The 12,130-nt window shown below is 39.6% G+C and carries 11 protein-coding genes; 7 read left to right on the top strand and 4 right to left on the bottom strand.

Annotated features, from left to right (window positions below; translation table 11 throughout):
* Positions 1 to 35: 35 nt before the first annotated feature.
* Both RWN13_RS06735 and pepF read left to right on the top strand, forming a co-directional pair.
* Entirely contained in the window at positions 36 to 1,226 is a 1,191-nt protein-coding gene (locus RWN13_RS06735) for a competence protein CoiA family protein (protein WP_314061710.1), read from the top strand.
* 52 nt (positions 1,227 to 1,278) lie between these two features.
* Positions 1,279 to 3,087, top strand: a complete 1,809-nt coding sequence (pepF, locus tag RWN13_RS06730) for an oligoendopeptidase F (protein WP_314061709.1) — start codon at positions 1,279 to 1,281, stop codon at positions 3,085 to 3,087.
* Between the two features lie 42 nt (positions 3,088 to 3,129).
* Here the strand turns inward: pepF and RWN13_RS06725 are convergent, their stop codons facing one another.
* Together RWN13_RS06725 and RWN13_RS06720 are read right to left on the bottom strand one after the other, a co-directional pair.
* Positions 3,130 to 3,780, bottom strand: a complete 651-nt coding sequence (locus RWN13_RS06725) for a DsbA family protein (protein WP_314061708.1) — start codon at positions 3,778 to 3,780, stop codon at positions 3,130 to 3,132.
* 80 nt (positions 3,781 to 3,860) lie between these two features.
* The gene (locus RWN13_RS06720) at positions 3,861 to 4,451 is read right to left on the bottom strand and encodes a CYTH domain-containing protein (protein WP_314061707.1); all 591 of its coding nucleotides are present in this window, start codon (positions 4,449 to 4,451) and stop codon (positions 3,861 to 3,863) included.
* A gap of 308 nt (positions 4,452 to 4,759) precedes the next feature.
* Here RWN13_RS06720 and RWN13_RS06715 point away from each other — a divergent pair, with 308 nt between their 5' ends.
* From RWN13_RS06715 to mgtE, 4 genes are read left to right on the top strand one after another with little or no spacing between them, the layout of a single operon-like run.
* A complete protein-coding gene (locus RWN13_RS06715) occupies positions 4,760 to 5,476 on the top strand; it encodes a GTP pyrophosphokinase family protein (RefSeq protein WP_314061706.1) in 717 nt (238 codons plus the stop codon).
* 35 nt (positions 5,477 to 5,511) lie between these two features.
* Complete coding sequence (locus tag RWN13_RS06710) at positions 5,512 to 6,330, top strand: NAD kinase (protein ID WP_314061705.1); 819 nt, start codon at positions 5,512 to 5,514, stop codon at positions 6,328 to 6,330.
* A gap of 1 nt (position 6,331) precedes the next feature.
* The gene (locus tag RWN13_RS06705) at positions 6,332 to 7,234 is read left to right on the top strand and encodes an RluA family pseudouridine synthase (RefSeq protein WP_314061704.1); all 903 of its coding nucleotides are present in this window, start codon (positions 6,332 to 6,334) and stop codon (positions 7,232 to 7,234) included.
* A gap of 30 nt (positions 7,235 to 7,264) precedes the next feature.
* Positions 7,265 to 8,614: a magnesium transporter gene (gene mgtE, locus RWN13_RS06700; protein WP_314061805.1), complete on the top strand. Its 1,350-nt coding sequence runs from the start codon at positions 7,265 to 7,267 to the stop codon at positions 8,612 to 8,614.
* Between the two features lie 35 nt (positions 8,615 to 8,649).
* Here the strand turns inward: mgtE and RWN13_RS06695 are convergent, their stop codons facing one another.
* Together RWN13_RS06695 and RWN13_RS06690 are read right to left on the bottom strand one after the other, a co-directional pair.
* Positions 8,650 to 10,161 carry a helix-turn-helix domain-containing protein gene (locus RWN13_RS06695; protein ID WP_314061703.1) on the bottom strand — a complete coding sequence of 504 codons (1,512 nt, stop codon included), beginning with the start codon at positions 10,159 to 10,161 and terminating at the stop codon, positions 8,650 to 8,652.
* 183 nt (positions 10,162 to 10,344) lie between these two features.
* Positions 10,345 to 10,983: a copper homeostasis protein CutC gene (locus RWN13_RS06690; protein WP_314061702.1), complete on the bottom strand. Its 639-nt coding sequence runs from the start codon at positions 10,981 to 10,983 to the stop codon at positions 10,345 to 10,347.
* A 111-nt stretch (positions 10,984 to 11,094) separates the two neighbouring features.
* Here RWN13_RS06690 and RWN13_RS06685 point away from each other — a divergent pair, with 111 nt between their 5' ends.
* Entirely contained in the window at positions 11,095 to 11,946 is an 852-nt protein-coding gene (locus tag RWN13_RS06685) for a methyltransferase domain-containing protein (protein ID WP_314061804.1), read from the top strand.
* Positions 11,947 to 12,130 lie beyond the last annotated feature (184 nt).

Raw genomic sequence — 12,130 nt, 5'->3', positions numbered from 1 at the left:
GAAAAACGTACTTAGTTATAAAGGGGGGAATGGCGATGTTTATTGCAATGAATCAGGATGGGGAGTTGATTAATTTGTTGTTTAAGACCAAGGAAGAGATTAGAGAGCTGACTCGTCAAAAATGGTGGTGTTCCAGTTGCGGTTTGGCTCTAACCATCAAAAATGGTTCAATCAAGCAGTCTCATTTTGCTCATCAAAAAAATAATGCCTGCCAAAGGGTGACAGAAGGTGAAACCGAGGAACATTTGAAAGGGAAACGGTTATTAGCTCAATGGTGTGACACCTTTAATCTGACGTATCAACTGGAAGCTTATTTACCAGAGCTTAAACAGCGACCTGATGTTCTTTTAGGGCGGATTGCCATCGAGTTTCAATGTAGTCAATTACCTTTAGCTCGTTTGGTTGAGCGAACAGAAACTTACCAGCGCCACGGCTATCAAGTTATTTGGGTGTTAGGTAAACAATTTTTTGTGGAGAATCGACTGACGGCATTTCAGCGTGCCTGCTTGAACTACCATCAAAAAATCGGTTTTTATTTGTGGGAGTTAGATGTGGAGTTAGAAGCCTTGAGCTGTGTACTTCACGTTGAAGAAGTTACAGGTGAGCGAAGGGTGTATTACTCAAGAAAAAGCTGGCAAGTAGAAAGTGACAGCTTATTGAAGATACTCCATTTTCCCCAAGAAAATCAGCTTTTTATAAGGCGTCAGTTCAAGGAACGTTCCATTTTATTAGCATATTTTGAAAAAATTGAGGAGTGGTTATGTCGAAGGGATCGCCAGACCTTGTTAATTCAAGAACAGCTCTATCAGCAAGGCGTACATCTCAGAGGGTTAGATGTCTGCTTCTTCTTACCTGTTACCCACCCGATAGTAATGAGAGGTTCGGTTTTTATCTGGCGATTATTAGTCTGGACAATTATTGAAACGACAGGCAAAGGGACGTTTTCGACAATTTTTCAGACCTTCTATGCCCAGGTTATTCAGGGTGAACTTGAGCTTTATGAGATGCCCATGATTTCTCTGGAAACGAATTTGAATCTTTTTCTGACAGATTATTTGCGAGCCTTATATCAGTTGGGGTATGTGACGTTTAAGGAGGGGTATTTTTTTGTAAGACAGCGGCCTAAGGTTTTTAAGGATAATCGAGAGCGAGAGTTAGCTGTGACAAAAAGCTTGGCAAGCTACAATCATATTTCGGTAACTCCTCGGAAAAATATGCTATCATGAATAAGTAACTAACTATAAAACCTAAGTAAGATGTGAGAGGGGCAGATTAAGAATGGAAGCACAACAATTACCAAAGCGCTCGGAACTTGAGGTCGCGCAGACATGGGACTTAAGGAAGATTTTTGCAGATGATCAGGCATTTGAACAGGCCTTGCAAGATGTCTCTAAAAAATTAAAAGAGGTAGTTATCTATAAAGGGACCTTAGGAAAGGGCCCAGACGAACTGTATCGAGCAATTGAGTTTATCGGTGAAATAACCCGTCAATTTGAAGTGATTTATGTTTATTCTCATTTGAAAAACGATCAGGATACGACGGACTCAATTTACCAAGGTTTACATGCTAAATCCAGTAGTTTAGCGGCTCAAGTTAGTGAAGCCATCTCTTGGTTTGAACCTGAACTTCTGCAAATTAGGGATGAAACCATTTGGTCTTATGTAGACGAGAAACCGGAATTAGACCCCTATCGTCATTTTATAGCCAATGTCCTAAGGGAACGCCCTCATATCTTATCGGAAAAAGAAGAAGCCTTATTGGCAGGAGCCGGTGAAATTTTTGGGGCTTCAAGTAAAACCTTTTCGATTTTAAATAATTCAGATTTGAAGTTTCCAACGATTAAAAATGAAAAAGGTGAAAGGGTTCAATTGTCACATGGCTTATATGGGCAGTTATTGGAAAGTACGACCCCAGAAGTCCGTGAAGAAGCCTTTAAGGGCATGTACAGTGTTTATCAACAATTTCAGAATACCTTTGCCACAACCTTGTCCAATCACGTTAAAACCCATAATTTTAAAGCCACAATCCGCAATTATAGCTCAGCTCGCGAGGCTGCCTTGGCCAGCAATCATATTCCGGAAGCTGTATATGACAGCTTACTTGAAGTGGTGAAGGAAAACCTCCCATTGTTGCATCGTTATGTGGCATTGCGCAAAAAAGTATTAGGGCTTGAAACCTTGCATATGTATGATTTGTATACGCCTATTTTAGGCGATGCACCGATTCGTTATTCCTATGAAGAGGCTAAAGGGAAGGCCTTGGTTGCTCTACAACCCCTTGGACTTGAATATATGGCAGTGGTTGAAGAGGCCTTTGACAGCCGTTGGATCGATGTTGTTGAGAACCAAGGAAAACGCAGTGGAGCTTACTCATCTGGTTGTTATGACACTGCCCCTTATATTTTAATGAACTGGCACAATAGTTTGGATCAGCTGTATACCTTAGTACATGAGATGGGCCACAGTGTTCACAGCTACTTTACTAGAAAAAATCAGCCTTATATTTATGGGGATTATTCCATTTTCTTGGCAGAGATAGCATCAACGACCAATGAAAACATTCTGACGGAGCACTTATTGGCAACTGAAACAGATCCAAAGGTGCGGGCGTTTGTTTTAAATCGTTATTTGGATGGGTTTAAAGGGACTATTTTCCGTCAAACACAATTTGCTGAATTTGAACATTTTATTCACACCGAAGATGCTAAAGGAGTGCCTTTAACGAGTGAATACCTCAGTGATTATTATGGGAATTTAAATGCAGAATATTATGGTGATGCTGTTGCTCGTGATCCTGAGATTGCGGTTGAATGGGCGCGAATTCCTCATTTTTATTATAATTATTACGTGTATCAATACTCAACAGGTTTTTCAGCTGCCTCGACGTTGGCGAATAAAATCATCAAGCAGGAACCCCATGCTCTGGAAGATTACTTGACTTATTTGAAATCAGGCAGCAGCGACTTCCCAATCGAAGTGATGAAAAAAGCTGGTGTCGATATGACTCAGCCGGTTTATCTTGAAGAAGCCATGGCGGTTTTTGAAGCACGTCTTGAGGAGTTTGAAGCATTGATCGAGGCCTTGTAAAAAAAGAGTGACATTCTCAAATTCTGAGAATGTCACTCTTTTTTAATTTTCAATTAGTCGTAAACAATAATCGTTTAGTTTGGGCGGTTTGATTTGCCCAGTCTCTACATACGTATCAAAACAGGTTTTTTCATTTGTTTTGAAAAGTTCATGCAAAATTTCCGAGGTCGGTTCCTCTTCGATTAAGACGCCAAAATCGCGGTCACAGGCGTAGTTAAAAACAACGGCAGAAGTGTTTTTACAAACCTTCATTTCTTTTGCCGTCTCCTGGTCGGATATAAATGAATCGTGAACGATTGCTGACGACCGGTCGGCGCGAAACATCGACAAATCTCCTCCAATTTTTGTTACAATCCCATCAACTAGTGAGTCTGAATAGCTGGCGTTTTGTATGCAAATTTTCTCTTGAAGTTTCAAAAGAAAAGCTCGTCCTTTTTTCTTTCCTTGTAACTGCATGGCTTTGTAGTCCAAAGCGGCTGAGTAAGAGGCTTCAAACAAGCGATTGCGCTCATGAATGCCGATAGCTTCTAAGTGATGATCCTGTAGATATTGTTGAAAACTTTGCAAGTTGAGCAATGGTAGAAACTTAAATTGTACTTTCTTGTGCTCAGTTTGAATCATTTGTAAGATTCTCTTTTCAGATGCTAAGCTTTCTGAGCAGAGAGGGTGGATAAACAAATAGATTTCAATCATAGCCATTCCCCCATAATTCCATTTCTTTCTTTCGTACTCCTAATGTATCAGAAAATTAAGCAAATTTGAAATGAAACGGCTTAATTAGACATTTTCGATTCAAATGTACGTACAATTTTATTTTTGGCAACCTTATAGTCGATCGCGTTTTCTTTGAGGAAATTCACAAAGTATTCCTTCCCGAGGTGTGGATCACTGACTTCCATTTCTAGCTCATAATCATGTTTCCCATGGTACCAGCTTTCGTCTAATACAAGTAGAATGGTTGGCTCTAGTTGAGCTTCCACTCGCTTTGTGGTCAGTTGACCATGGACAGTTAATTGGTGGCGGTTAATGCCAAGGCTTTTTAGTTTCTCGGCTACAGCACCCTCTGCTGGAATTATTTGCTTTGTCACCAGTTGTTGGGCTATGGGCAGGGCTAATTCATCTGTCGTTTCTAGTAATCCCTCACCAGTTATTAAGGGTGACTTTAAGGTAAGCTCGGCTTTAGTTGATAATAGACGAATTCGCAAGCCCATGCCAAGGTCCTTTAAATGGAAATCCTCAGTGTCGTAATAGACATTAGTTTGGGTAAAGCTAGTAGTTGAATCAGCAATGTATTGTTGCCACAGTTGTTGATACTCCTCTTGAGTTAAGAGGCTTTTATATTCGATTTCTATGACTTCGCTCATGGTTACCTTCTTCTTTGTATTATTAACCTTCGTTATATTTATATTTAAACAGTAAAGTGTATCCGTTTCTTTATAGTTTGCCTTAAAATCGGGCTAGCGTCAAATAATAACTATCTAATTGAGACTCTTTTTATTGGAATCACTGCCAGTTAACTAACTTTTTTTTTGATTTTATGCTAGAATAAAGCTTGTGGCAATAAGCCGCTATTTTTAGTCTAGCTATGTTGATTTAGGTAAGTGGGCGTTAAATCCCTTACTGATAAAGTGGTTTTAAAAAGTTTATTAAGAATGAAAATGAGGTTGCTAGGATGGAAAAATGGGAATTGTTTTTAGCGCCGTACGAACAAGCGGTATCGGAAATGAAAATCAAATTAAAAGGAATCCGCAAGCAATTTAGAGAAAGAAATCAACATGCACCAATTGAATTTGTGACGGGGCGTGTTAAACCGGCGGATAGTATTAAAATCAAGTCAAAGTTACGGGGCATCCCGATGGACAAATTAGAGAGTGAGATGCAAGATATCGCAGGATTGCGAATCATGTGTCAATTTGTTGATGATATCTATGAAGTGGTTCGCTTAATTCGCAGTCGCAAGGACATGACTGTCGTGCAGGAACGAGATTATATTACCAACATGAAAGAGAGTGGTTATCGTTCATATCATTTAATTATTGAATACCCGGTGCAGATTATTACTGGGGAGAAAAAGATTTACGCAGAAATTCAAATCAGAACCTTGGCTATGAATTTTTGGGCAACGATTGAACATTCCTTGAATTATAAATACCAGGGAGAGTTCCCTCAAGAAATTAATGAACGATTGCGCAATGCCTCAGAAGCGGCTAATCTATTGGATGAAGAAATGTCGAAAATTCGTGAAGAAATTCAAGAAGCTCAGCACTTGTTCTCTCACGGTCGTGGCAAGCAGGATGATTTATATTATCAGGATTTCTTAAAGCTTCATGAAAATAAGTTGTTAGAGGAATTAAAAGAACAGAGGGGGTCGGATGAGACACCTGAATAGTTAGAAAGTAACCAGAATACTTGGAGGTGAACTAGATGAAAGTGTCAATAATAGCCAATCATTCGGAGAAATCCCAACTAGTCACAGAGCGATTAAAGGCTTTGATTGCTGAGACAGAGATAGAGTTGGAAGAAAAAAAACCGGATATTGTGATTTCAATTGGTGGCGATGGGACTCTTTTGTCGGCGTTTCACCGTTATGCCCATATGCTGGATGATATCCGTTTTGTTGGTATCCATACGGGTCATTTAGGTTTTTACACGGATTGGCGAGATTATGAATTGGAAGAATTAGTTGAGAGTCTGCTGAAGGACGAAGGCAGCAGTGTCAGTTATCCCTTGCTTGATGTCACGATTTTCTTCGATGATCAAAAAGAAACGCAACACTTTTTGGCTCTAAACGAATGCACGATTAAACGAATCAATCGGACCATGGTAGCAGATATATTTATCAAAGAGGAGATTTTTGAACGATTCCGTGGAGATGGACTGTCTGTTGCTACACCAACGGGCTCGACAGGTTACAATAAAAGTGTTGGAGGGGCGGTCCTTCATCCACGAGTGAATGCTTTGCAGATGACTCAGATTGCCTCACTGAATAATCGGGTGTACCGCTCTCTGGGGTCACCGATTATTATTGCCAATAATGAGTGGATTACGATTGATTTACAGGCGGCAGATGATTATTTGTTATCAGTAGATCAACTTAATTTGCCTCAATCAAGTATTACTAGTATTCAATATCGGATTGCCGATGAGCGGATTCATTTTACGTCGTATCGCCATACTCATTTTTGGCGCCGTGTGAAAGATGCCTTTATTGAAGAGAGTCCTGAAAGGCAAGGAGAAGCATAACATGCAGTTTTCGTGGTCCTATGAATTAGAAGACAGTCAACAGATTAAAGAGTACATTAGAACAAAAGGCGTATCACGTGGGTTGCTGGCAAAGATTAAGTTTCAAGGCGGAACGATCATGGTGAACCAGCAGGTTGAAAATGTGTTGTATCAACTTCAAAAAGGGGATGTCCTGAGTATTCGGATTCCCGATGAAGGTGAGCATGAAACCTTGCTCTTGGATGCTACACCCATTGAAGTTATTTTCGAAGACGAGCATTTTTTAGTCGTCAATAAACCTACAGATGTGGCCTCTATTCCGGCTCAGTATCACCCTAATGGCACAATGGCGAATCGGGTGAAGCATTATGTCACGGAAAAAAAATCAGTAAATCGGGTGATTCATGTGGTGACACGTTTAGACCGAGACACTACTGGGTTAATGTTATTCGCTAAGCACGGTTTTGCCCATGCCATGTTGGATAAAGCTTTACGGGAAAAAAGGATTTTAAAAAAATACCAAGCCTTAGTGGGCGGCGAATTAGCTAATCTGGAAAAGCATGCTATCATTAACTTGCCAATTGAACGTGATGTAACCTCGATTTTAAAACGGCAAACAGGACCGACTGGTTTGGCTTCTAAGACCGAGTATTGGTTGCAAGCCAGATCTGAGGATGTGGCCTTAGTGGATATTCAGCTGCACACAGGCCGTACTCATCAAATTAGGGTTCATTTTGAAGCCATAGGTTGCCCTTTGTTAGGGGATGAGATGTACCATGGTGATTTGACCAAGGGGATTCAACGACAGGCACTCCACTGTGCTCAGTTAGTCTTTGAGCACCCTTTTACTCAGGAGTTAATTGATTTGCGCTTACCTTTACCAGAAGACATGGAAAATGTTTACGAGGCACAAATTAGCCGATAGATTGGAGGAGAAATTGTGAGTGATAATCAAATGACCATTGAAGAACAATACGCTCAATTACTACAAGATCTTCAAGCCGATCGATTAAATGAGTTTCGTGAATTGTTTTTTGATTTACATATTTATGAACAGGGCCAATTTTATTTATCTCTGAATGAAACGGAACGTCAACGACTTTATACCTATCTTTCACCTAAAGAGATGGCGGACATGTTCGATGTCATTGAAGAGGATGAAGAAGATGTTGAGGAATATCTGACTGAGATGAAGCCTAGTTATGTGGCTGACATGCTGGCTGAGATGTACACGGATAATGCAGTGGATACATTAAATCAGTTGGATAAAACAAGCGTTGCTAAGTATTTAAGTTTGATGAATCCGGAAAGTGCCAGAGAAATTAAAGAATTGCTTCATTATGAAGATGAGACAGCTGGGTCAATTATGACGACGGAATATGTCTCGATTGTTGCTAATCAGACTGTCCGATCGGCTATGTATTTGCTTAAGAATGAAGCAAAAGCTGCGGAAACCATTTATTATGTGTTTGTAGTCAATCAGGAAAACGTCTTAGTAGGGGTTATTTCCCTGCGAGATTTAATTGTCAATGATGACGATGTGATGATCTCTGACTTGATGAGTGAACGGGTAATTTCGGTAAAAGTAGGGGATGATCAAGAAGATGTGGCACGAACGATTCGTGATTACGACTTCCTGGCTGTGCCGGTTACCGACTACGAGGATCATTTACTGGGAATTGTAACGGTTGATGATATTATCGATGTTATCGATGATGAAGCGGCTAGTGATTATTCTGGTTTGGCAGGGGTTGACGTTGAGGAGTCAAGTGAAAATCCTTTTAAAGCGGCATCCAAACGGTTGCCTTGGTTAATCACCTTGTTATTTTTAGGGATGTCAACGGCCACCTTGATTGGGCGTTATGAAGAGATGGTGAGTGAAGCCAGTATTTTGGCTGTCTTTATCTCCTTAATTACTGGGACGGCTGGTAATGCTGGGACCCAGTCTTTGGCTGTAGCTGTTCGTCGTTTAGCTGTAAAAGATGATAAAGACAGTGGTTTTTTTAGTTTGATTCTCAGTGAGGTTTTAACGGGGTTAATTACAGGTGTGGTTACAGGAGTTACTATTTTCGTGGTGGTGGGCATCTGGCAACAGAATTTTCCCTTAGGATTTGTGATCGGAATGGCGATGATTTGCGCGATTACCGTGGCTAATTTGGCTGGTAGTTTAATTCCTATGTTGATGGATAAGCTGGGCTTTGATCCGGCTGTGGCTAGTGGTCCTTTTATTACGACCTTAAGTGATTTAACCAGTGTGCTAATCTATTTTAATATTGCCAGTTTGTTTATGCAGTATTTTATCTAAAAAATGAGACTTGGATATTTTCCAAGTCTCATTTTTTAATGGTTTTTTTCTTTGATAATGTCGTCTAAAATAATGTCCAAGTTGTTCCAATCACGGTCGGAAGGTGGGAAATCCCAAATGTAAGAGTGGTTGGCTAATGGTCCTTGACCCTGAGGGAATTTAATGTCAGACAGTAATAAGTCGTACTTGATCTTAGTGTCATCTCGCATATTACTTTTGGCAATAATAACGTTATGGCTGACTCGGGAACGAAGCATGTCACTTAAGGAAACTTCACTTATTGGGTCAGCGGCACAGATCAATTTGATTTTAACTGTATTTTCAAAGGCATATAAATCAAAATTCTGAGAAAAAATACTTAAAATAGAGTACAAACTGTAAAACGGGTGCATCAGTCTTCCCTTATAAGGATCAGACTGCTGAATGCCATAAACAATCTCTTTTATAATGTGATAAAAATGAGGCGTTTGTTGCTCAAAGTGTTTCAATTGTTTGCGCCAAGTGTTGGTCAGTTCATCTTGCATATATAAATTTGGAAAAAGCAAGGCGTAACTAGCTGTAGAAAATAGCATAAACATTACTTTTGGTTGTTTTAAGGGCTTAATTAGCGAATTATCTGGATAACGTTCCATAACTTGGGTTAATAACTCGTTGGTGACTGCATAAGTCATACTGTTTGTTTCTTTATACCAGTCCACGATTTTCTGAAGGTAGCCTTCATCTGGCGTATCAGGCATATAAGGGTAGGTAGCGAAGATCAACCCTAGATAGTTGAATTCATTTTTTTTGTAAGCAGGAGGGACATTGGCAATCATGGCCTCACCGATATTGTTAAAAAAAGCCAAACGATAAGGATCCAGTAGGACATTATCAGGCAATTCAGTAATAAATTGTTTTTTTTGATGTTGAATAAAATTGATGGCCATTCGATATTGCATTTGCAGGAATTCAACTGATGACAAGGTTAAGCCTGTCTCTTGATTCAGTTCCTTTAAGCGGTAACTAAAAAGCTCTTCTTTGACATGTGTGAATGGCCATTTTTCGGAGCGGACAATGGACCAATAAAAGATAAAGAAAAATTCTCGAATGTTCATTTCTGAGCCAATCAATTTTAAGTTGTTTTTATCTAGTTGCAAGTTATTTTTATTGAAAACAAAATCAATCGATTTTAGTTTGCGGTAGAGGGTACTTTTAGATAAAAATAAATCGTCCATTAACTTCTCGATTGTTAAGTCATTGCCTTGGAAGATCTTGTCAATAATTTGATAACTGGTGGTCTCCTGGTAATAGAGACCTTCTAAACGAGAAATCGAATAGTTCGATGAAGCGAGCAAGATAATTCCGCGATTTTTTTGACTGATTATTTCAAAGGCATTGTCGAAATTTTCAGCCATTTGGCTAAGAGAACTAACAGATTTGTTGGCACTCCCGACAGAACAATCGCTTTTTTGCGCCAGTTCTTCAGCACTCCACCAACGTTCTTCTGAATAAAGTAAAGACAGAATTTTGAGATCTCGCCGTTCCCGTTTCTCTAATAGTTGATCCATTTTTTTCCCTCCTTTTACTTAAAGGTCCACCTCATATTTCTTAGAACTTGAAGTACGGGGCACTACACTTTGTTTAGGCTTTAGTCGTACCTGATTAAATGATGTCTTTAGCTTAGCGGAAAAGGGTTAAGTTAACAAGCGAAAAGCCTTTGACTGTTTGCCATTAGGGTAAGTCGTAATAAATTAAAGGTCGACGATTTTAGTTCCATGGACTTCAAGGACTTTAAGAACATCTCTGACCGTTTCCTCATTTTGATAGTTTATGCCACCACCAGGTAAAATTGTTAATTTATTTTGGCTGTGGTCAATCAAGGTTTGCAAATGATCAAAGTTGTCCTCAATAGGAGTGCCTGCTGGGCCTCCGTGAGTCAGGATTCGTGTAACGCCTCGTTCTGCCAGCCAATCAATGGCTGCCAGTTGTTTTGGCAATGGCAACTGATCAAAGGCCATGTGAAAGGTGATTTGTAAGCCATCAGCAGTGTCCAACAAAAGCTCCATGGCTTCTTCGTCTAGTTCGTTGTCGGCGGTTAAACAGCCAATTACGACACCATCTGTCCCTAGTTTTTTTGCTTCGATAAGATCGGTGTGCATGATTTTTAATTCAGTGTCGTTGTAGACAAAGTTTCCGCCACGAGGGCGAATGATAGTCATGACCGTGACATTCCGCTCGTGACAATAATTAATTGACTCTTCCATCACACCGGGGCTAACGGTTGTTCCTCCAACGGTTAAATTATCGCACAGTTCAATGCGCTTAGCGCCTGCTGTGATAGCGGCAGGTATATTAGTGAAATTTTCAGCACAAAATTCTTTGATTAGCATCGTTATGTTCCTCCTATAAATAAATTAGTCTTACGGTTAATTGTATCATATATCTTTGAGAAGTTATGTTATGATTGGTAAGGATCTTCGAGGAAAGGAACGAGTGAAATGTTGTTAAAAAAAATCGATCGTGGTCAATTATTTTTAAAGGACCATTTGAATTTGTTTCGTTGCCCAAAATGCCAGCAGAAGATGATTAGCGCAAGCAATTATCAATTGAGTTGTGAGCAGGGCCACCACTATGATCTATCAAAAAAAGGGACGCTGCACTTTTTGGATCACCATGTTAAAACAGATTACGATAAAGAGATGCTAAGCCATCGACAAAAAATGATTCAAGCAGGTTTATATGGCCCACTATTAGCTAAACTAGAGACCATTTTAGCTGAGGACCAGATCAGTACGATTGTAGACATGGGGTGTGGGGAAGGGAGTTTCTTAAATGAGCTGGCTAGCTTAATGGTTCCTGGAACTAAAATTGGCTTTGATATTTCGAAAGATGGTGTTGCTTTAGCCACCGAACAAAGGGGAGAGGCCTTTTGGTGTGTGGCGGATATCACGAATCTACCTTTTAATGATGACAGTTTAAGTCATCTGTTGAACATATTTTCCCCAAGCCATTACAGAGAGTTTCGCCGGGTCTTAAAAGATGGCGGCAAGTTGATTAAAATTGTACCGGAAGCCAATTATTTATTGGAATTGAGGCAGGCTTTTTACGCAGATGATGTGGCTAAACAATCCTATTCAAATGAGAAGGTAGTCAGAAAGTTTTCAGAAGAAATGACGTTGATTTCAGAAGAGCGTTTGACGTATACTTTTGATGTTTCTGAAAAATTACAGGAGGATTTAGTTAAAATGTCTCCACTTCAATGGGGAGCCTCAGCGGAATCGCTTCAAAAAACTGAGTCACAGTTAATTGAAAAAATCACAATTGATCTCTTAATTCTAGTTGGTAGCAAATAAAACGTTTACAATTCTGAAAATTACAAAATAAGGTTGCAAAAGGGAAATCCTTTTGTTATAGTAGTTTTAAAGTTATTTTTCGATAGTTTTTATCAGATTCCTGTTCTGATAAAAGTTAGTGAAAAAAGCTTCACTAACGTAGCGACTCGCAGTGAATTGACACCGAGCCGATACGTTCTTTTTT

The organism is uncultured Vagococcus sp., assembly GCF_963518325.1.
In the GTDB taxonomy this organism is placed as follows: Bacteria; Bacillota; Bacilli; order Lactobacillales; family Vagococcaceae; genus Vagococcus_D.
This window is presented reverse-complemented; position numbering and strand designations above follow the sequence as displayed.